This window comes from Streptococcus suis, from assembly GCF_002960625.1.
In the GTDB taxonomy this organism is placed as follows: domain Bacteria; phylum Bacillota; class Bacilli; order Lactobacillales; family Streptococcaceae; genus Streptococcus; species Streptococcus suis_T.
The window spans coordinates 86555-108639 of the sequence record NZ_POJH01000029.1; the positions used below are offsets into that span (position 1 = coordinate 86555).

At 41.8% G+C, this 22085-nt stretch carries 12 protein-coding genes and 1 tRNA gene; 3 read left to right on the forward strand and 10 right to left on the reverse strand.

Features of this window, described 5'->3' with window-relative positions; all coding sequences use genetic code 11:
* Positions 1 to 128: 128 nt before the first annotated feature.
* From C1G49_RS05640 to C1G49_RS05675, 8 genes are all read right to left on the reverse strand, one after another.
* Positions 129 to 596 carry an 8-oxo-dGTP diphosphatase gene (locus tag C1G49_RS05640; protein WP_105124934.1) on the reverse strand — a complete coding sequence of 156 codons (468 nt, stop codon included), beginning with the start codon at positions 594 to 596 and terminating at the stop codon, positions 129 to 131.
* A 122-nt stretch (positions 597 to 718) separates the two neighbouring features.
* Positions 719 to 1624, reverse strand: coding sequence for a hypothetical protein (locus C1G49_RS05645; RefSeq protein WP_105124935.1), 906 nt, complete (start codon positions 1622 to 1624; stop codon positions 719 to 721).
* Between the two features lie 64 nt (positions 1625 to 1688).
* On the reverse strand, positions 1689 to 2195 hold the full coding sequence (locus C1G49_RS05650; RefSeq protein WP_161942092.1) for a GNAT family N-acetyltransferase: 507 nt from the start codon (positions 2193 to 2195) through the stop codon (positions 1689 to 1691).
* Positions 2196 to 2785: 590 nt separating this feature from the next.
* A complete protein-coding gene (locus tag C1G49_RS05655) occupies positions 2786 to 9643 on the reverse strand; it encodes a ZmpA/ZmpB/ZmpC family metallo-endopeptidase (RefSeq protein ID WP_105124936.1) in 6858 nt (2285 codons plus the stop codon).
* Between the two features lie 249 nt (positions 9644 to 9892).
* Entirely contained in the window at positions 9893 to 12763 is a 2871-nt protein-coding gene (locus C1G49_RS05660; protein WP_105124937.1) for an IdeS/Mac family cysteine endopeptidase, read from the reverse strand.
* 227 nt (positions 12764 to 12990) lie between these two features.
* Positions 12991 to 14496, reverse strand: coding sequence for a pyruvate kinase (pyk, locus tag C1G49_RS05665; protein ID WP_105124938.1), 1506 nt, complete (start codon positions 14494 to 14496; stop codon positions 12991 to 12993).
* 64 nt (positions 14497 to 14560) lie between these two features.
* Positions 14561 to 15571 carry a 6-phosphofructokinase gene (pfkA, locus tag C1G49_RS05670; protein ID WP_105124939.1) on the reverse strand — a complete coding sequence of 337 codons (1011 nt, stop codon included), beginning with the start codon at positions 15569 to 15571 and terminating at the stop codon, positions 14561 to 14563.
* 82 nt (positions 15572 to 15653) lie between these two features.
* Positions 15654 to 18764, reverse strand: coding sequence for a DNA polymerase III subunit alpha (locus C1G49_RS05675; RefSeq protein ID WP_105124940.1), 3111 nt, complete (start codon positions 18762 to 18764; stop codon positions 15654 to 15656).
* A 154-nt stretch (positions 18765 to 18918) separates the two neighbouring features.
* Between C1G49_RS05675 and C1G49_RS05680 the strand changes: the two genes are divergently transcribed.
* From C1G49_RS05680 to C1G49_RS05690, 3 genes are read left to right on the forward strand one after another with little or no spacing between them, the layout of a single operon-like run.
* Positions 18919 to 19293, forward strand: coding sequence for a GntR family transcriptional regulator (locus C1G49_RS05680; RefSeq protein WP_044689247.1), 375 nt, complete (start codon positions 18919 to 18921; stop codon positions 19291 to 19293).
* A complete protein-coding gene (locus tag C1G49_RS05685) occupies positions 19286 to 19993 on the forward strand; it encodes an ABC transporter ATP-binding protein (RefSeq protein WP_024379421.1) in 708 nt (235 codons plus the stop codon). The genes C1G49_RS05680 and C1G49_RS05685 overlap by 8 nt, the downstream gene beginning before the upstream one ends.
* A 16-nt stretch (positions 19994 to 20009) precedes the next feature.
* Complete coding sequence (locus C1G49_RS05690; RefSeq protein ID WP_105124941.1) at positions 20010 to 20792, forward strand: ABC transporter permease; 783 nt, start codon at positions 20010 to 20012, stop codon at positions 20790 to 20792.
* 47 nt (positions 20793 to 20839) lie between these two features.
* Here C1G49_RS05690 and add read toward each other — a convergent pair whose 3' ends face one another.
* Both add and C1G49_RS05700 read right to left on the reverse strand, forming a co-directional pair.
* Complete coding sequence (gene add / locus C1G49_RS05695; RefSeq protein WP_105124942.1) at positions 20840 to 21847, reverse strand: adenosine deaminase; 1008 nt, start codon at positions 21845 to 21847, stop codon at positions 20840 to 20842.
* A gap of 150 nt (positions 21848 to 21997) precedes the next feature.
* A tRNA-Ser gene (locus C1G49_RS05700) sits at positions 21998 to 22085 on the reverse strand.

The window sequence follows — 22085 nt, forward strand, 5'->3', positions numbered from 1 at the left end:
GCAAAGTTATCCCGTTGTTCTATAACTTCCGCTTCATTGCGAACAACAGGCCCCTTTGCCTTTTATATATTAACAAGTATAGTATATACTATATTCCAGTCTTCGTCAACTTAAAAAATGAAGCAAGCCTACCTAAAATTCTTATCCCACTCTCCATCATCATTTTTTCGAGTATAAAAGAACTCAGACAAATCTGGGTCATCCATGACTTTTAGGATTTCTAGCAAATCATAGGCTAAGTCCATCTGCGGTAAGTCTGTTTTATTGACCCAACGTACCTCTCCCTCTTCAGTTGATTGAAGGGTTCCAGTAAACTCCGTTGCCTTATAGAGAAAGACCAGATAGCGATGCCCTTCCTTGTCAGGCCAATGCTTGATACCAACCAGATGAGCGTTTGTGATGACCAGGCCAGTTTCTTCCTCAACTTCCCGAACAACCGAGTCATAAAAATTCTCACCTTCTTCAACATGCCCACCAGGAAAGGCAACACCTGACCAACGATAGCGTTCAGGATCCCGAATTTGCACTACCACATTCCCATCTTTATCCTCAATCAAACACATATTGGTCAATGTGACCATTTCTTTTCTAGCCATCATAACTCCTTACATTTCAAAACAAATCAGTCAATAAATTTTTCTCTGTCACAATCAACAATAGAAACCAAGTACATCTATTCTATCAAAAAAAGCCAAGGCCGACTAGCCTTGACTGAACACTACCAACGAGGATTGGCTTCAAAGATCCAGCGACGGGTCCAACTATGACTTTGGCCCGGCGAAAGCCTAATGGTCTGAATAATTTCTGGACTGACAATGTGGTCTGTCGCCCATAGGAGTAAGCTGGTCGGTTTGACACTATCAATACCTGTAATACTTGCTTGAGCCCCTTTATGGCTGAGTTTCCAGGTAAATGTATCACCGAGGTTTGCCTTATCGGTGCTAAGAACACTGAGGGAAACATCCGTTTCACATTTTTCGAAGGTGATGGCCTTACCATCCGCAATAAAGTTGTTATGGTCATAGCCACCAAAACCTTCTAAGCGATCATGACCCAGATCATTCATATCTGGCAAGTCCAGTCGGTAATCCGGTGAAATAGCCATACCGTCGATACTCAAGAAATTATGGCAATATTCTTCTGTTTCAAATGCCTTGTCGCCAACATTGGTGATTGTGGCTTCTAAAATAAGAGCATTCTCCTCAATCCGAATAGTCTTTTCAATCTCAGCAGCAATCCCCAAACAAGCTACCGCTTCTGTAAAAAATGTCGCAGAAGTTTCCGTATGGCTGTAGGCGACAGGATAGGGAATGACCTCATCGTATTTATGGGCAAATTGGTAACCTAGTTCACTATCCTGCTTAATCAAGCCCACACCTAATTTAGGGAAATAGTCACCAACTTGAGCCCCAGCAGAAAAATCTCCTGAAAATTCGCAGCACAGCCCTCTACCACCAGACGATAAATGCCGTAGGTTCATAGGCTCATTAGCACCAAAGTGTGTATCGCCATCCAGTGTAACATCTGAAATAAAGCCTGCTCGATCAAAACGAAAAGTATCATTTGGCCGTTCGCCTGGTTCAGAAATTTCAACACGTAAACGATTATTGGTCAGTAAAATCATAAAAACCCTCCTTGATTCAGCCTTATTATAGCACATCAAAGCGGGTTATTCAATATTTGTTATATTATTCTTTTGAATTTCCACCTGGTAATTCTAAGACCATTCGGTATTCTATTCGCTCTGCTCCTAGATTGACAATTTTCTTTAGGCCATCAAAACGGAAGCCAACCTTTTCATAAAAGGCAATCGCACGCGCATTCCCCTCCAATACCCAGAGAGAAACCCGATGGTAGCTCTGCAATTTTTCCAAGGCCGCCTGCATAAGCTGGTAGCCAATTCCTTGATCGTAGTAATCCGCCAGAACATAAAGGGCATATATCTCACCTGCTTGCGACAAGTCCGCCTGACTGCTGGCACCGTAACAGGCAAAGCCAACCACCTGCTCGTCCACCAGAGCCACCAGGATATTTTGAGGATAACGGACAGCCCAGTCTTGACACCGTTCCAAGGTGTAGGTCTTTTGGAGAAAATCCTGCGGTAACAAATCAGCATAAGCCTCCTGCCAAGCCTTCCAATGAACATAAGCCTTGCCTTGAATTTCCTTCTCGGTTTCCATATCTTTGATAAACATATACTACCTCAAACTTTTAAGAGTACATTTTATATTATATCATTCTACATGGTATTAACAAGATAAAAAGGCTCTTCCTTACCAAGACAGCAATACCTGACTGGAGAATAGAGAGCCTTTTACTTTCATTGAATTGGATTTTATTGTAAATCGTACCAAACTACAAGCTCTTCCATCATAACTGCTAGTCGCATCTGAATAAGAACTACTTATCTTCGCTAGGTTTGATAGAATCCATCTAGGCTAGATGGACCCTGCCATTTTCTGCAAAAAATCTACAAGAAACCAATTATTTTCCTGATAAAATTTTCTTAGTGATAGTTAGATTTTTTGGGGGGAGAGTTATCTTTAATAAATCATTTGATTGGTAAACAATCATTTTCTAGTAGACAATCTTGCAGCTTTTACCCTAGCTAGAAAGGACGATATATAAAATACCACTACTAGTATATCACCCCCCCTCAGTTTTCAAGGGTTTTGCTTAAATTGTATAAACAATTTTAATATTTACTATTCCAAACCCAGAGCTCGAAATAATCTATCTAAAAATAGGAAAAAGAAGCCAACCCGGGTTGACTTCTTTCAATAGATTATGGATTGAAAATAGATGTTCTAAAGTCGTTTGTTGATTGCATCAAGGCTTGATAAATCTTGATTTTCAAAGTTGATAGTCGGCTCTTATCGCTACCATAGGATTTATTTTGAATATCCGCATCAATCGCTTCTCTAATCAATCTTTGAAGGTCATCATAGCTCGCAATCCTTACTTCTTTCGCTGAGTTTGCAACACCTAATTCATACTGAATAGTGAATGGTTTCAATTTACCTGCTTGGGCCTTATCCACACGCTCCATAAACATGGCTTTCTTGAACTCTTCCCAACTTGCATACTGTCCATTAAAGACTTGGTCAAAGACGTGTTTATCTGTAATCAAGCCTGTATTTTTCTTGTTCCAAGTATCATAAGTAATAGAGTTTTGGTTCATGGCATAATCAGACAACTGATTAGATGCGTATGGTATGAAACCATCTGTGTAACCTTTGGCAGCAATTAGCTCAAAGGCCATGCGACGGAACATAAAGTCACCTGGTGAGCCATTTGGATTAGACAAGGCTGAATAGTTACCTGCAAACATCGGAACGCTGTAGTAGCCATTACGTTGTAAGTTTTGGTCGTATTTAGCACTTTGATAGCCATAGCGATCAATGATACTTCCATTGATTAGGTCATCAAACGTAGTCAATTTAGCAGCATCTTCCTCTGTCAGGGTTGCCATTCGGTTACCAGCATGAGTATCCTTGCCATTTTCCTGAATGTAGTAATTTTCCAGTTTGAGGAACCAGTCCTTCTTAACGGTATTGGGCTTTTCAAGGACAGTCATTCCTTCGATGTAGTCTAGTAGATAGAGAACATCAAATTGATTGTGGAAATACTGGTTAAAGTCCGCTTCGCTGTTGAAACGAACAGTCGGATCTCCGACATGCACACGATTAGCAGCGTCACTATTGAAGACAGCATTGAAGCCAAGGATTGTTCGATCGACAGAAGATACGTTTTGGAGCAAGCCATCTGCATATACTTCCATTCCTTGTCCCATCCGGCGACCATATCCTTTAAGATAGGTACTTCCATCCTGGTTATGCACCATTTCATGGGTATAGAGAGTTGTACCATAATTGTCTAGCATATTATAGAGGACATAGAAGGTTTCTTTTCCGTTTGCATAGGCAGTTTTAGTTCCACCCTCTGCATACCACTTGTTAATCGGGCCATAGTAGTCTTGAATTGCATCTACATCGGCGAGTAAATTACGATAGACTTTCTGACCATCTGGGCCATTCATTAGGAAGCCTTCATTATTTAACACCGTGCGGAAGAGCTTGTCACGATTTTCTTCATCAAGGATCTTATACCAGAAGTCAGCATTGTCCCGCTGCATTTCAGCCGCCTTATCGACCAACTGACGGACACTATCTCGTTTAGCAGGATCCTTGTAATCATCTACATAATGTTCATAGGAACCTACTGCTAAGGTGTTCATGTTGCTGATGATGAAGATGTCCTCTTGCGGCAGGGTCAATAGAGGCAAGAGCATCTGACGGTATTCCCAAGCTGGATTGGTAATCTTATCGTAAACAGCAAGTGCGTACTTGCTATGTTTCTCAGCACTTTCTTGCTTGGCTGCCGCTTCTGCAACCTGCGATTTACTCTCAACAATATAGGCCTTGGTTGTTTGTTTGAACCAGTCATTGTCTGATAGATTTGGCAAGAAGAGTTTACGGTAAGCTTCCACCATGTCGAATAGACTAGCCTTGTTATTTTGCTTACCGATAGCTGCAGCATAGGTACTTACGTTGTTATGGGCACGAAGAACCTCATAGCCACCATTGCCAATTGCCAAAATCATATCAAGGGCAGAGGCAGCATCATTTCCGAAGAAATCAGGCTCAAAAATGGTCAATTCTTTGGTATTCACATCCCCGTAATTGATATCATACCAACGGTTCAAGTAGGTCAAACCGAGAAGAAAGGCTTCCTTATTGTCAGTAATCTTCTCTTTTATGTAGGCTTCGGAAGCCTGACCTTGACCGTTTAGGCTAGCAACCAAAATCTTACGTACATTACTCTCTAGGTTAGCCTTAACTTGGTCAAAACTTTCGCCAAAGTAGAAATCTTTTGCTGTCCCTGTTTGTCGGTTGGCATCCAATTTAGTTGGATAATTGACAACGGCTTTCATAGCATCTGAATCCAGAACCACTGTAGACAAGCTGCTTACCAAATCATTTACAAGAGAATTTCTATCATTCAAGAAGGACTCCGGCGTGTAAATCAAGTCCGTACCAACAATCGTGTATTCTACCACATGGTTATTCTTGAAATCTTCAAGGTATGAAACCGCCTTATAATCCACCGTGCCATCCGCATAATGGAGCATGATTCTGTTGATATTAGCTTTTTCAGTATGCACATCTGCTATAAAGGCAGTATCCTTCATTGGAACAACATCAAGCAAACGAACTCTGTTGAGTTTGTCATCTGTCGCAATCTTATTTCCATAGTAAACAAGGAGTTCCTTGTTGTAGAATGGAAGGATTTTCTCCATGTTGTAGTAAGCAGTTTCATGGTCAGCCTGAGCCTTATCTAGAGTTAGATAATTGACGGAATAAGGGTTAAGATTGAGAGGTTTTGAATCTTCCAAAGTCGCTTGGATGCCCATTGCTTGAACTTTTGCTTGTGCTTCTTCATTCGTGATAGCCTTGACATTGCCCAATGTATCTGAAGTTGTTGTGAAGCCGTCTTTAATCTTACCGGTTGGATTTGCTGGTTGACCGATAATACTTGTCGCACCAGTCATATCGCTGATAACGTTATTAACATTACCACTATATGGAGCATAGGCACCAGTTACTTGGTTGGCACCTGCAATGCCGCCGACTATACCACCTGTTTCTGTCGTCACTATAGAGCCTGTTGCGTACGAATTATAGACACTTCCTGGTACATCGTAGACAAGCATGGTACGTCCGACAATACCACCAGCTACTTGGTTTTCTGTACCTGGGAGAGTAATAGTTGCATCAACCTTGGCATTTCCAACACTTGCCATCGTACCGTTACCCAAGATACCACCAGTTAGACTTGCAGCGGTTCCAGTTAATTCGATACTACCCTTGAAGGATACATCCTTAATAGTCGTATTAGTTGCCGAATGAACTAAACCAGATACGTTTTGCGGTCCTTTTAGGTTGGCTTCTACAGCCACGTTTGTGACTAATGCATTATTAGCATTAACGGCAATGGTAGCAAGAGGATTGGTGGTGCTTGTCTGTAAATGAGCATTCTTGATGTCCAAGTTTTGAACTTTACCACCAAGGTTATAGAAAAGTGGAGCTTTCAAGTTACTGATTGAGAAGGCATATCCGTCATTTACACCATCCAAGGTACCGCTAAATCCAGTCACATAAGATGGAATATCTCCAACAGGAACTTCATTAGCATCCAAATGAGAACCCAATTTAAATGTGCCGCCTGGATTTGCCTTCATGGCGTCAATCAAGGCTTTGAAGGAAGTATAGGTATTTGCATCCGTTACCATCTTCGGAATGTAAAATTCACGATTTGCAACGTATTGGCTGTTCTTATCCTCTACCAACTGGTCAAAGGAAGAAACCAATTTGAAGACTGCCTTGCCATCTAAGGTCGTTTCTTCAACGCTTGAAACTGGTAGGTAAACTTCTTTGAAACGATCGGATGTTACTTTGATAAATAGTTCATTAGCCGATGCTGGAATTTCTTCTAAAAACTCTTGACCGACATACTTACCATCTTTACGGCGGTAAACCGTCACTGCATCAATGTCCTTGATTTCAATCTTCTTGTAAACTAGATCAAACTGGTGCATACTTTCAAGAATAGCTTCTTGCTCAGAGCTTTGTTCCTGCTCTACCATTGTATAGAAAATCTTAGTTTTGACTGTATAGTCTGTATAGAAATCAAGATTTTCAAGTGTCAACTGGCCATTTGGATCTGTAATGGCCTGTTCTTGAACCAAGGCACCTGTATTGTCATAGAGGAGGGCAACAGCACGGAGGAAGTTGGCTGTTTCATCTGTCAACTTGTAGCTAACGGTCGCTGATTTTGCATCATCATTTTCTACCAGATCTGTGATAATCACTTGTGGTACTTTCTCAACTTTTGTACCACGCGCAATGACTTGCTTAACTGGTTCTTTGGTAATTTCTTCTGTTACAGTAGGATTTTCCTGACGAACGCCCTTGATGGTCTGGTAAGTTGTCGTTACTGTCTTAGAACCATTTACTCCCTTGGTCACAACCTTAGTCTTACCTACTAGAAGTGTTGGGTCATCAATGTATTCTGTTTCAAATGGAATATCGAACGTTTCTTTGTCTTCTTCCGTACCTTCAATTGGCTTGGTTCCTTTGAGAACTTCTTTGGTCGTTGGCTCAACTAGAACCTTTTCAGTCACAGTTGGATTTGGCTGGCGAACACCTTTGATAGTTTGGTATGTAGTAGTTATTTCCTTGCTACCATCCTTACCTTCAACCACTACTTTTTCTTCATCCGTGTAGAGGTCCGCACTTTCACTTACCTTGGTTTCAAATGGAATATTGACCGTTTCTTTGTCTTCTTCCGTACCTTCAATTGGCTTGGTTCCTTTGAGAACTTCCTTTGTCGTTGGCTCAAGGATAACTTTTTCTGATACGGTTGGGTTAGGCTGGCGAACACCTTTGACGGTTTGATAAGTAGTAGTTATTTCCTTGCTACCATCCTTACCTTCAACCACTACTTTTTCTTCATCCGTGTAGAGGTCCGCGCTTTCACTTACCTTGGTTTCAAAGGCAATGGCTACAGTTTCCTTATCTGTTTCTGTTCCTTCGATTGGTTTGGTACCTTTGAGAACTTCCTTGCTTGTTGGTTCAACTACAACTGTTTCAGTCACAGTTGGATTTGGCTGGCGAACTCCGTCGATTGTTACATAGGTTGTGGTAATGTTTTTGCTGCCATTTTTGCCTTCCGTAACAACCTTTTCTTCGCCAACATAGAGGTCCGCACTTTCACTTACCTTGGTTTCAAATGGGATTTCAACTGTTTCTTTTACAGCCTCTGTTCCCTCAACTGGAGTTGGGCTAGCGGGTTTCGTGCCACGAGCAACAACTTGAGCCACTGGCTGAGTAGTTACCAATTCAGTAACCGTCGGATTTGCTTGGCGAACACCGTTAATGACCGTATAGGTTGTCGTAATAGTGGCAAGACCGTTTTGACCAGCAGTAATGATTTTTTCTTCTCCAACTGGCAAGGTCGCATCGTCTTGATAACTAATCTCGAACGGAAGGACTTTGGTATCTTGCTCTGTTTCCGTGGTAACCACATCAGCTTTCTTTGTACCAAGACGAACAATTTCCGTCACTGGCAAGCTTGTTACGGAGCTTGAAACTTGCTCAGTTTTAAGCAAAACACCATCAGCGTAGAAATTCTTGATAACAGTCGTTTGAACTCCGGCTTTACCAACTTGTTCCACATTTCGTGTGCCTTCAGCCAAGCTATCATCGTAGATAACTTGAGTTTCAAAGGGAATAGCCTCCGTATTTGTAGTCGTATCTTCTGTCAAGATCATTTCTGGAACTTCATGCGTCGGAGCCGTATCTGGAAGAGCTGTAATGGCTGGCTCTTCTGCCTTCTTGGTTCCAACTTTCACTACCTGATTAACAGGAGCCTGACTGACTGTTTCAGAAAGGACTTCTGCTTTGATGAGAAGGCCATCCGCGAATGTTTTCTTAACCTCAAAGGTCTTTTGCCCTGCCTGCCCAGCTTGAACTGTCTGCCTAGTTCCCTCTGGTAAGGTATCATCATAGACTTCCTCTGTTTCAAAAGAAATAGATTCTGTATGTGATGACACTTCTTCAGTAATAGCTACAGCTGGAAGCTCATGAGTTGGAGCAGTTTGAGGAACTTCGGTAACTATGGTTGCCTCAGCTTTCTTGGTTCCAATCTCAATGATTTTTGGTGTGACTGTCTTAGAAATTTCTGACGAAACTTCCTCTTCCTTCAAAAGCTGACCATCTGCAAATGTCTGCTTAATTGTGATAGTACGCTCACCATTTTGCCCCTCTTGAATTACCTCTTCAGTTCCTTCTGCCAAGGCAGGATTTTCAACCGTCTGAGTATCAAAAGCAATCACTTCTGACTTGGTAATAATCTTTTCAGAAATCTCAACAGTTGGCAGTTGATGACTTGGTGCTGTATTCGGAACTTCTGTAACTGTTTCTTCCGTAGTATCCTTTACAGTTTCTTTTTCAGGCGTTTTTTGTGCTTCAGTAGACAATTTCTCCTCTGCTCTGCTATCTTTAAAATAGCCCACATAGACATAGCCTTCAATTTCAGCAGGCGCTGGCAAGGCCTGGCCTGCTGATCTTTCTACCGCATGGTTGAATTGAGCCAAAATGTGGCTAGTCAAGGCAGAGCTGGTTGGTGCCAAGAAGCTTGCACCAGTAGCTGCTAATAAAATAACACCTGCAAGCTCCTTCTTCCCTTTTTTGCCAATTTTTATGGCAAGAACAAGAAGAGAAATTCCAGCAAGGGCCATGGCGCCTGTTTCCATAACACCTGTTTTCGGTAAAATTTCCGAACGACTGTTTGTACTTACAACCGTGGATGGCTTGCTTGCTCCGACCGGACGATAGACTAAATAATAATTAGCATCCGTCGCCTGTGCTAAACCTGGCAAATCCCGAATAATGAGCTCTTTTTCAGCCTCTGTTAATTCTTGCTCGGTTACATATGTATAGTTGATTGACTGAGCACTAACAGCAGGTGCAGCCACCACGGAAGCTGCAAAAAATAGGCTTGCTACCGTTGCTGAAACAAGACCTACTGATAATTTACGCAGTGAAAAACGCTCTTCTTTCTCATTGAAATGTTTGTTCATTATTTCTCAAATCCCCTTAAAAATATACCCTTCCATTATACTCTCTCAAGGATAAGGAAACAAGTATTACGGCTTACTGGCTACCGAAAAGCTTCTATTTGAAGAATTACAGTAGACACATACTTAATCTGACGTGCAAGTAAAAAACGAATGAGCAATGCTGAATAACATATTTTACTCAATATCACCATTCGTTTTTCAATCTCATTATTTTAGTTGTGAACTGATGTCCATTAAGCACCAATAACATCAATCTCTCTTAAAAATAGAGGAAGCCAGTAGCCAGTAACTAATAATAGTCGTTACTAGAAGAACTATTACCACCAAATTTGGAAGGGAAACCAACTCATTTTCACCAGCCATCACTGTTCTTATGAGTTCTTTAGCAGTTGCCAAACCAAAACGCTCTTCTTTCTGTTTGCTCGATAAGTCATTTTCTGTAGTATCTACTTTTTTTGTTTCAGCTATTCCCTCCTCAAGCATCACTTCTGATGAATAGTCTAAAGCATGGGGCTCTCCCTCGGCCTTCATTTGATTACCTACCGGCTCATCGATAGGGCTGCTGAGAATATTCCTATCTGAGTGAATAGTTTCGACTTGTTGAGTGCCTAGCCAACTTTCTACTGACCACTCTTCCAAACTTATTAAATCTTCCACTAACACCTTCTCGGAAAGAAAATAAACTGAGGTGTCTTTAATGGATAACTCACCGACTGGAAGGCTATGAGAAACAAATGAACCCTTTGTAAATAGTTCCCCAACTGGTAGGCTATGTGAAACCGAAGAGCCCTTAACAGATATTTCTCCTACTGGGAGGCTGTGTGAAACCGAGGAGCCCTTAGTAAATATTTCACCGACTGGAAGGCTATGTGAAACTGAAGAACCCTTAACAAATATTTCTCCTACTGGAAGGCTGTGTGAAACTGAAGAGCCCTTAACAAATAATTCTCCTACTGGGAGGCTATGTGAAACTGAAGAACCCTTAACAGATATTTCTCCTACTGGGAGGCTGTGTGAAACCGAGGAACCTTTTACAAATAGTTCCCCTACCGGAAGGGATTGAGAAACAGAAGAACCCTTTGCAAATATTTCTCCTACTGGAAGGCTGTGTGAAACTGAAGAACCTTTAACAGATATCTCACCGACTGGAAGGCTATGCGAAACCGAGGAGCCCTTAGTAAATATTTCACCGACTGGAAGGCTGTGTGAAACTGAAGAGCCCTTAACAGATATTTCTCCGACTGGAAGGCTATGTGAAACTGAAGAACCCTTTGCAAATATTTCTCCTACTGGAAGGGAGTGAGAAACTGAAGAGCCCTTAACAAATAATTCTCCTACTGGAAGGCTGTGTGAAACTGAAGAACCCTTTGCAAATATTTCTCCTACTGGAAGGCTGTGTGAAACCGAAGGACCTTTAACAGATAATTGGCCTACAGGGAGATTGTAACGAAGGGAAGGACCTTTGGCTGTAAGTTCTCCTACTGGAAGCAACCTAAAGACCGAGCTACTTTTGGCAACCAAGTGCTCCTGAGCTAGTTCTTGTAAACTTTGCAGAGCGGATTGCAAGATTTCTGATAGTTCCTGCTTTTCCCTAACTTGATTGATTTGCTCCAGACCCTCAAGATATGTTTCTTCGATTAGGGCAATATAAGACCTTTCTTCCTTCTCCGAAAAACCCTCTTGATCACGAATAGCTTGGTGTAAGACTAATTTAGCTTCAGAAAGCTTCTGTCTAGCAGTCTGTTTTTCATCTTCCAATCCATTGAAATAAGTTTCCCAGTGCTTCCTACCAAGATTGATGGTATGAACGTAGTCCAAGTGTGAACCAAAAGAATTTCTGACAACATTATTATTCAGACGAGGATTTCCAGAAGTATCCTGGGTAATACCCATTCGTTTCAAGCCAATGGGACCATGCTGATCATCAGAATCCGTAATGTAGACCGCACGAATTTGCCCCTTATCATCATACTCTGCTCCCCATACCGTTACAATATGAGTAGTCGTCCCAAAGGTTCTATAGGACAGGCCAAGCAAGCTTTGATTTTCTAAGTTGGTTCGAACCAAATTCCCAAAGTAGCGGTAATCTCCACTAAACATTCGGTCAGTCAGCTTTTTCTCGTGAAAGACCTCATGGAAAAAACCGCCCCGTTTATCTGGCACTAAATCTGGATTTTCTAAATTGACCCCTCCATGATTTTTAGGGGAATAGCCATTGATAAATAAGTCCACCAAAGCATCAGACACAAAACCATTCAAGCGGTGCCCATAGTAGGTCTTGAAAAGATTAAAAATACGGCTATTTTGTTGGTCTTCAAAAGAATTTGGATAGCGTCGTACATCCGTCAAAGGATAATCTTGCTGATTTTCTGCTGAACTATATTTTTCCTCAATGAAACGCTGAACATAAGGACCATTCTGTTCCAACCACCAATGCAACATATTAGAAGAAACGGCAGCAAAACACAAGTTCAAATCTTCTAAGGAAGCATCCAAGCTCTTATTAGCATCATAATAACCCTTTCCGGCTTCATAAGGCATGGTATACTCAATGAATTCTCCCGTTACTTCTTTTTTTAAATCACCACCTTGCCCCATGCTAGGAGGCGTTATACCTTGTGCCCAAATAATTTCTCTGTACTGACCATCTTCGCTAGTATAAAGACTGATAGGCTGTTCAACCACATCTTTCTGGACTGCTACTGGTAGATTAGAAGGGTGGCTACTATCTTCGTGCTCAGGGATGACCATCGTTTCCAAGTCTGCATGGATTTCGATACTTGTAGGATCTAAAAGCTGATCAACATTCGGTTCAAGCAACTCATTTTCCTGCTCAGAAGGGGCTACTTCATTCTCACTAGCTTGAGCTAGGTTGTCACTTCCCACTAAAACATTCAGACCTGTAAGCGCGCCATCATTCTCTTGCTCTTCTTCTGCCTCCTCTATGATTTCAATCGTATGTGGAACCAAGCCGTTCTCCACCTGGACAGCTTCTCCTTCCAAAGCAGAAAGCATTTCTGCCTTGGCAGATAGAGTAAATTGATGGGTAAGAAAAAGAAAAGCTACTGGAACTAAACCAACTGCTAGTTTTCTCAACGAAAAACGAATGTGAATGCCCATATGTCCATCTCTTTCAACTTATTCACCTCATATTATATCAATACAATTTGAATTTTGCAAAATCATACCACATATTCAAAAAAGCCTATCATTCAAGCTAAGGACTTGATAGAATTGAAGTTATTGATGAATTACCTTTATAATTTGCCCCAAAAATGCCCCAAAACGAAAATAAAACCTATTGCACAACGCAGAAACGTTGATACAATAGGCTTTTTCTTTATACATTATTTTACAGTGCGAACACGCATTGTGTTTGTTGAACCAGCAACACCTACTGGAACACCGGCAACGATAACAATGTCATCACCTGCTTCAACCAAGCCTTGCTCTTTTGCAACTTTCTCAGCCAATTCAAACATGTCGTCTGTAGAAGCTGGTTTTTCAGTCACAACTGGAATAACACCCCAGTTCAACATCATTGATTTTTGAACTTTCTCAGTGAAAGTAATTGCCAAGATATCTGAATCAGGACGGTATTTAGAGATAGCACGAGCTGAGTAACCAGTTTCTGTAACTGTAACAACCAACTTGATGTTCATTGAGTGGCAAGCATCTTTAACTGCTGAGGCAACAACTTCTGTCTTAGATGTACGGTTGAACTTGTCTGAGTTCAAACGACCATATTCGTTAAGAAGAGTTTGTGCATTTTTAGCGATAGTTGCCATTGTGCGAACTGACTCAACTGGGTATTTACCGTTTGCAGACTCACCTGAAAGCATTGTAGCATCTGTACCATCGATAACTGCGTTGAAGACGTCAGATACTTCTGAACGAGTTGCACGTGGTTTTTCAGTCATTGTTTCCAACATGTTTGTTGCTGTGATAACTGCTTTACCAGCTGCGTTTACTTTAGTGATGATCATTTTTTGGTAAACTGGAACCATTTCAAATGGTACTTCGATACCCATGTCACCACGAGCGATCATGATACCATCTGAAGCTTCGATGATTTCATCAATATTGTCGATACCTTGTTGGTTTTCGATTTTTGAGAAGAGTTGAACGTGCTCGTTACCAGTTTCTTTAAGAATGTTACGAACTTCTTCAACGTCTTTAGCAGAACGAACGAATGAAATCGCGATGAAGTTCAAACCTTGTTCCAAACCGAAACGGATATCAGCGTTATCGCGTTCAGCAAGTGCTGGGAAAGGAATTTTAGTGTTAGGGATGTTCACACCTTTTTGCTTAGCGATAACACCGTCGTTTTCAACAACTACTACAAATTCACGTTTGTCAGCATCTTTTTCAACAACCGTCAAACCAAGTTTACCGTCGTCAACAAGAACTTGCTTACCAACTTCAACATCGTCAAAGACATCCAAACCACCCGCAACGTTCAAAGCGATAACTTCACGAGTTGACTTGATACCTTGCTTAGTTGCAACACGGATTTGCTCACCAGTTGTGTAAGTATACTCTTTTGCATCGCCTTCAAACAATTCTGTACGGATTTCTGGACCTTTAGTATCCAACAAGAAACCAACTTTTTTACCAGCGATTTCTTCTGCACGACGTACAGTTGCCATACGGTCACCTTGCTCTTGGTGGTCACCGTGTGAGAAGTTGAAACGGAATACGTTAGCGCCCTCAGTAATCAATTGAGCGATTTTCTGTGCTGAAGCTTCAACATCTAATTTTTCGCCCCAGTAACCATCTTCACCGAATTTTTTACCGCCACGGATTTCTACCGCAGGACCAAGGGTTGCAACGATTTTTACACGTTTATTCATCTAACAAAAACTCCTTTAAAATATACTGGTCTTATGACCCTAGTTAACGAATGATATTCAGAAATTAGAACGAGATTTCTCTGTTCAATGTAGCAAGACCCAAGTCAGCCTTGTGTGGATTATTGACAATGATCTTACCATCTTCTGTCAAGCTGAACAAAGCTCCTTCTTCAGCTGTACCAAGGATTGGATTTTCAACCATTTGCTCATTGCGGATACCAACGGCAAGACCACCGCGACCTTCTTTAAGCAATTTAACAGCGTGAGCACCCATACGAGAAGCAAGGACACGGTCACGTGCAGTTGGTGAACCACCACGTTGGATGTGACCAAGTTCTGTCACACGCAAATCGCTCACATCACCAGCCGCCTTCAATTCTTCTGCGAATTGAGCTACTGGCATAACACCCTCAGCCAAAACAACAATACTGTGTTTCTTACCAGTTTCATAGCCTTGCTTAATTTTAGCAACTACATCTTTGATATCAAATTCTTCCTCTGGAACAACGATAACATCTGCACCAGCAGCGATACCAGACCAAAGAGCGATGTCACCTGCATGACGACCCATTACTTCGATAACGAAAGTACGACGGTGACTAGATGATGTATCACGGATCTTATCAATGGCATCCATAGCAGTTGTAACGGCAGTATCAAAACCGATTGTGAAATCTGTACCAACGATATCGTTGTCAATTGTACCAGGCACACCAATAGCTGGGAAGCCGTGCTCTGTCAAACGCATGGCACCGTGGTAAGAACCATCACCACCGATAACAACAACACCTTCAATACCGTGTTTTTTCAACTGCTCAATCCCTTTCAGTTGGCCTTCCAACTTGGCAAATTCTGGGTAACGAGCAGAACCAAGGAAAGTACCACCACGAGAGATGATGTCACCTACTGAACGGATAGTCAATGGATGAATATCACCAGCTACCATACCAGCATAGCCCTCATTGATACCATAAACTTCCATTCCTTCTGAAATTGCTTGGCGAACAACTGCACGGATGGCAGCATTCATACCAGGGGCATCGCCACCACTGGTCAAAACACCAATACGCTTCATTTCATTTGCTCCTTTTACTTTTCAATTTAACTGCCTTATTATAACACACTTAGGCAGAACTTGCTTGACTTTTTGCCATTTTTTAACGAAAAACCGTTTTCATGACAAATTCTCTCAACTCTTCCTCTAATTGAGGCGTTTTCATAACCTTATAATGCTCCGCTTGAATAGTCTGATTGGAATCTTGATAGTGGAGAATAACCGGAATACTTCCCTTATACTTTTCCAAAATCCGAGCGACTGCATGGTCATGCTCCCTGTTTTCCAACAAAATCCAAAATTTTTCCAGACTGACTGGCTCCAATTGTTCTAAAACCAGTTGCATTTGTCCATCTCGTTCCTGTACCCTTCCTGTCATGTAGGCAATTGCCCCTTCTCTCAGGTCTTGAGAAAATTGACGATAGCTTTCTGGAAAGAGCGTCACATCTAGCTTTCTCTTGGTATCGGTTACCTGGAGAAAGGCCATCTGTTCACCCGTTTTCTTGGTCCGAATCAAGCGGATGGATTGAATTTGTACCAGGATGGTCACCCGACTAGCTACCACCAAATCAGCTAGGTCTGTAAGAGTTCGCTTGGACTCACGGCAGATTTTGACCAGGGGATGTGGACTAATGCCAACTCCCAACAAGTCCTGTTCCAATTCGAATTTTTCAGCCTCACTAAAATCCTCTGCCTCTGTCCAGCTATAATTTTCCTCCGCAAAAAAGGTCCCAAACGCCTCAGCAAAGACAAAGAGATTGTCTAGATTTTCTAGAATTTTCTTTCGATTGCTATCAAACTCATCAAAGAGACCAATATGAATAAGAGGAACCATGAGTTCTTTCTTATTATAATTGTCAGGAAGTTTCAAGACAAAATCTTCCACGGACTTGTATGGTCGTTGGTCCAGTATCCAGAGGGCAAAATCCTTAGGCAGACCTTTCAAGGTTTTCAAACCCAGAAAAATCTTGTCCTTGTCAAACTTATCATAGTAGGGGACGGTATTGATTGATAATTTGGCAACCTTAAAGTCAAATTGCAGGGCATCTTCAATATATGCACTGCTAGAATAATTGAGCATGACATCAAAAAAGACATCTGGATAATGGCTTTTAAAGTAGGCCATCTGAAAGGCTAGGGCCGAATAGGCATAGGCATGACTGCGGTTGAAACCGTAACCTGCAAACTTAGCCATCATGGCAAAAATTTCTCTGGCTTTTCCTTCCTCATGACCTCGCTCACGCGCACCTGCCAGAAACTCATTTTCCATAGCCTGCATTTCTTGGGCATTTTTCTTGGACATGGCCCTACGAAGCAAGTCGGCTTTCCCCAATGTAAAACCTGCATAGACCTGGGCTATCTGCATGACCTGCTCCTGATAAAGCATAATACCGTAGGTCCCTTCCAAAATCGGTGCAATGGATGGATCCAGCAGGTCAATTCTTTCCTGCCCATGTTTGCGTTTGACAAAATTATCCGAGTAATCACTGGCACCAGGTCGGTTCAAACTGGTAGTGGCTACCACATCCTCAAATCGCTCTGGGCGAACCCGTTGTAGAAGGCTAATGGCACCCGGTTGTTCAAACTGGAAAATCCCCTTGGTCTTACCCGCTGCAAAGAGTTCCAAGGTTTTTCTATCTTCTAAGTCGATTTGAGAAATGTCGATTTCTTTCTGGTAGCGTTCTCGAACCCCTTCTGCCATTTTTTGCACAAAGGTCAGATTTCGCAGACCAAGAAAGTCCATCTTGAGCAAGCCATTGGCCTCTACTGCATGGGCATCATACTGGGTCACCAGCATATCATCACCCATTTTCAGTGGAATGGTATCAGTCAAGTCCTCGTCACTCATGACCACACCGGCTGCGTGAATGGAAGTCTGGCGAGGTTGACCCTCGATTTGCTGGGCAATGGCAAAGGCTTTTTGGTATTCGATTTTACTATTGATAATCTGTCGGAAGGCTGCGTTACGTTGATATGCTGATGAAAGATTATCCTTAAATGAGATTTTCTTTGTAATATTGGTCAACTCATACTCAGGAGTTCCAAAGCGTTTGAAAACATCACGAATGGCCTGCTTGGCACCAAAGGTTGAATAGGTCACGATCTGGGCAGCGTGAGTCGTACCATAGCGGTCCCGCACATAACGAATAAAGTCAGGGCGATGAATATCTGGAATATCGATATCAATATCCGGCATGCTATAGCGTTCATTATTTAAAAAGCGTTCAAATAGCAAATGGTGTTTGACAGGGTCAATACCTGTAATATTCAAGGCATAGGCAACCAAACTCCCCACCGCAGAACCACGACCCATACCCATATAGTAGCCCTGGCTACGTCCAAAGCGGAGCAGGTCCCAGACAATCAAGAAATAATCATCAAAGCCCATCTCATGAATAATGGACAATTCTCTTTCCAGGCGTTCCTGATAGACAGCCCCCGTCAATCCTTTTTCTTCCAAGCCCTGATAGGCTTTCTCCTGCAATTCTTCCACTGCAGGTCGCTCACGGTTGAAACGAGGTAACTTCAAGTCAGTATTTAATTGGTAGGAAATACCTGCTACCAAGTCACGCAGATTGTCTACCGCCTGAGGAAAACGACTGGAAAATAGACTGGTTAAACTTTCCGCAGATAAAAGAATTTGTCGCTTATCCAAATCCGCCACTTGATTGAGCGGCACATTATCCCGAATAGCATGAAGAACCTGCAAACTCTCCAACTGTTCCTCTTCAAAGAAACGAACCGTGTGGATAGGTAAAATGGGGCGGTGAAAAGTCTGCACGTCTACATCCGCAGAAACTCCGATGTAATAATCCATTCCAAGGTCTAACTGCTCAATCCCTGAATAATAGGGAACAATAATAGCAACATCCACCAGATATTGACGAATGGCCTCGAAATCATCCTGCCCTGTCATTTTAGCTGTAGAAATTTTCAAGAGATTCTGGTAACCCTTGGTTGTCAAAGCGATGATCTGGGTAGTCAATTCCCCCTCCAGACCTGCAAAATGCCAGTCCAATTCACAACCGATGATTGGCTGTATGCCTGCCTTCTGACAAGTTTCCATAAAACTGTAAGCCGCATATAGACTATTCTTATCCATCATCCCCAAGGCTTTGTAGCCCAGCGACTTGGCTCTCTTTACATATTCTTCAATCGTCACCATGCTATCCATAAAGGTATAGACGGTTTTTGTATCTAGTTGTGCCAGCATGGTCTTCTCCTTTTTATTTCTTCTATTATACCAAATAATCTAGGAAAATATTTTTAAGAAATTCAATCAAAAGACTTGCAATTTATCATGTTTTATTGTATTATTTAGTTAGAACATAGGTATTGGCAAAAAAATGCCTAGAAAGGAAAGAATAATGGCTTGGAAATTTGACAACAATATGCCCATATATATTCAAATCAGTAATACTATAAAATTACAGATTGTAACCAATCAACTAAAATCGGGAGATAAATTGCCAACCGTGCGTGACTTGGCTGAAACAGCTGGCGTCAATCCAAACACGGTGCAACGGGCCCTGTCTGATTTGGAAACGGAAGGATTTGTTTACTCGGTCCGCACAACAGGACGTTTCGTCACAGACAATCAAGAATTGATTTCACAGACCCGTCTTCATTTGGCACAGAAAGAACTTGAAAACTTTGTGACCAATATGCTGGACTTGGGCTTCAATCAAGATGAATTAACCCACCAGTTAGATGATTATTTGAAAGGAGTGTCTTATGAATAACGCATATACCCTGGTCGAATTACAACAGGTTTCAAAATCCTATGGCGGTGCTGTAGCTCTCAATAATGTTAACTTGAAATTGACTGCTGGTAAGATTATTGGACTTTTGGGACCAAATGGTTCTGGTAAGACGACGTTAATCAAACTCATCAATGGACTATTGCAACCTGAGTATGGTCAAGTCCTTATCAACGGTCGCACTCCATCACCTGAAACCAAGGCAATTGTATCCTATTTGCCAGATACGACCTATCTTGATGAAAGCATGAAGGTTTCTGATGCTATCACCTTCTTTACAGATTTCTATGCAGACTTTGACAAGGAACGTGCCCTCCATCTCTTGCAAGACTTGGGAATTGACTTGAACAGTCGTATGAAACACCTGTCAAAAGGGAACAAGGAAAAGGTTCAGCTGATCTTGGTAATGAGCCGTCAGGCACAACTCTATGTCTTAGATGAGCCAATTGGTGGTGTTGACCCTGCTGCTCGTGATTATATTTTAAAAACCATCGTCAACAACTATTCGCCTACTGCCTCTGTGATCATCTCCACTCATTTGATTTCAGATGTTGAACAAATTTTGGACGAAGTAATTTTCCTTCAATATGGTAGCGTTATTCGCCATGAAAACGTGGATGACCTTCGTATTGAAAGTGGCGAGTCTATTGATGAACTCTTCCGCCAAGACTTTAAGGCTTAGTTAGAAGGAGATTGCTATGTTTAAGAAATTAGTCAAATATGAATTTCAATCTGTTGGGAAATGGTATTTAGGAATTTATGCTGGGGCATTGGCCCTATCTGCCATACTTGGATTCTGGTTACAAGCTTTGACCTTACGGGCACAAGCTGGAACCACAGAACCTGGTGGTGCTGAAATGGTCCTTTTCGGTACATTCTCAATGACCTTCGGTATCTTAATTGCAGCACTTGGTTTATCCACCTTTTTCATGGTCATCAATCGTTTTAGAAAAAATGTCTATGGCCGTCAGGGCTATTTGACCATGACCTTGCCTGTCTCCAGCCACCAAATTATCCTCAGCAAACTTGTAGCTTCATTGGTTTGGTACTTTTTAGCAGGTGTTACCATTGTTCTTTCAATCGGAATCATTTTAGCTGTTCTCATGCTCGGAAGTGGAGAATTTGTTATCCCTGAACTCCAAACCCTCATTCAAGCATTAGACTGGCCTGTCATATTTGCACATCTATTCTATATGCTGATTGAGTCAACAACGGGAATCTTGCTGATCTACTTCTCCATCTCTGTTGGTCAACTGTTTAAAGACCACCGTCTACTGTTTGCCATTTTAACCTATTTCGGCATTTCAATTATAGTTGGTGTGTTTGGAACTCTCGTTTTTACCAATTATCTAGAGAATCTTTATAATGCCGGGCTACCATTATACCCAAGTCCTATCTTGGCCTTGATCAATATTATTCTGGCCTTTGCCTACTATTTTGGTACACACTTTATCATGACCAAGAAATTGAATTTGCAATAAGAAAAAGCTCTTTGCCGGTCGTTCTGACATGGCCTAGAGCTTTCTTTTTACAAATTATACTTTTGAGCTAGGATATCAAGTAAGTTTGCCTTTTCTTCTTCACTGGCAAAGCTTGCTTGAATAGCATTTCTGTTGAATTGATAAAATTCTTCCTTGGTCGTTCCAAAATACTCTATAAATAGCTGATATTCTTTATTTAGGTTTGTATTGGAGACCGTTCGATTATCAGTATTGATGGTAATCTTTGCTCCTGCTTGAACCAGCTGTTCATAGGGGAAATCTGCTAGAGTTTGAGCTGCTCCGGTCTGGAGATTTGAAGTCAGGCACATCTCAAGCGTTGCTCCGCTATTGACAAAAGCCTGAATAACCTCAGCTTGACCACTAAGAGCCGTTCCGTGTCCAATCCGCTTGATACCCAAGGTCAGAGCTTGGGCTACATTGGTCACGCAACCACACTCACCAGCATGGAAGGTCATGGGATAGCCTAGAGATTGGGTGTAGTCAATCAACTCTGCCAGCTCTTGAGTTGGGTAGTCTGCCTCGTTTCCAGCAAAATCAAAACCAACCAATCCTTTCGGTGCCAGATCGGCAATAGCAGAAAAGATTTCTCTGGTCTGACTTGGATCAGTTTGTTTCAAGCCACAGACCAAGAGCTTGGCAACTATACCAAATTCCTTCTGAGCCTTTTCCATCCCACGCAAGACGGCTTTCACAGCTTCCAGGATAGTCAAACCCTTGTCAGTCGATAATTCTGGTGCAAAACGAAGTTCAATATATAGAACGCCATCTTCAGCCGCTTGGCTTAGAACATCGTAGGTTGCTAATTCCAATGCTTCTACTGTTTGTAAAAGTGGACGGATAAAGTCAAAGGTTTGCAAATAGGTCATCAGGCCATCAACCTTGCCCTCTATACTGACCAATTTTCTGAGTTCCTCATCCTTGTCTGGAATGGAAATTTCTGCCAGTTGGGCAAGTTGTCGGATTGCCGATAAAGATAGGGAATCATCCAAATGGCAATGCAATTCTGTCTTGGCTAATTCTTGTACATTCAACATTAACAATACCTCTTTCGTAAGTATATTGTTAACTATCATATCACATTTTTGACAAATTACAAGATAATTTTCACAAAAAATGAACATTATTCTTATTAGATAGTTTCAAGTGCAAGAAAAAAAAGAACGATTTTCATCGTTCTTGCCATACGGAAGACATGGGATTCGAACCCACGCACGCTGTTACACGCCTACCGCGTTTCCAACACGGCCTCTTGAGCCTCTTGAGTAATCTTCC

Excerpts from the sequence above, each read along its gene's own strand:
- C1G49_RS05640 (WP_105124934.1), bottom strand. The coding sequence starts at position 596 with ATGGCTAGAAAAGAAATGGTCACATTGACCAATATGTGTTTGATTGAG.
- C1G49_RS05645 (WP_105124935.1), bottom strand. The coding sequence starts at position 1,624 with ATGATTTTACTGACCAATAATCGTTTACGTGTTGAAATTTCTGAACCA.
- C1G49_RS05650 (WP_161942092.1), bottom strand. The coding sequence starts at position 2,195 with ATGTTTATCAAAGATATGGAAACCGAGAAGGAAATTCAAGGCAAGGCT.
- C1G49_RS05655 (WP_105124936.1), bottom strand. The coding sequence starts at position 9,643 with ATGAACAAACATTTCAATGAGAAAGAAGAGCGTTTTTCACTGCGTAAA.
- C1G49_RS05660 (WP_105124937.1), bottom strand. The coding sequence starts at position 12,763 with ATGGGCATTCACATTCGTTTTTCGTTGAGAAAACTAGCAGTTGGTTTA.
- pyk (WP_105124938.1), bottom strand. The coding sequence starts at position 14,496 with ATGAATAAACGTGTAAAAATCGTTGCAACCCTTGGTCCTGCGGTAGAA.
- pfkA (WP_105124939.1), bottom strand. The coding sequence starts at position 15,571 with ATGAAGCGTATTGGTGTTTTGACCAGTGGTGGCGATGCCCCTGGTATG.
- C1G49_RS05675 (WP_105124940.1), bottom strand. The coding sequence starts at position 18,764 with ATGCTGGCACAACTAGATACAAAAACCGTCTATACCTTTATGGATAGC.
- C1G49_RS05680 (WP_044689247.1), top strand. The coding sequence starts at position 18,919 with ATGGCTTGGAAATTTGACAACAATATGCCCATATATATTCAAATCAGT.
- C1G49_RS05685 (WP_024379421.1), top strand. The coding sequence starts at position 19,286 with ATGAATAACGCATATACCCTGGTCGAATTACAACAGGTTTCAAAATCC.
- C1G49_RS05690 (WP_105124941.1), top strand. The coding sequence starts at position 20,010 with ATGTTTAAGAAATTAGTCAAATATGAATTTCAATCTGTTGGGAAATGG.
- add (WP_105124942.1), bottom strand. The coding sequence starts at position 21,847 with ATGTTGAATGTACAAGAATTAGCCAAGACAGAATTGCATTGCCATTTG.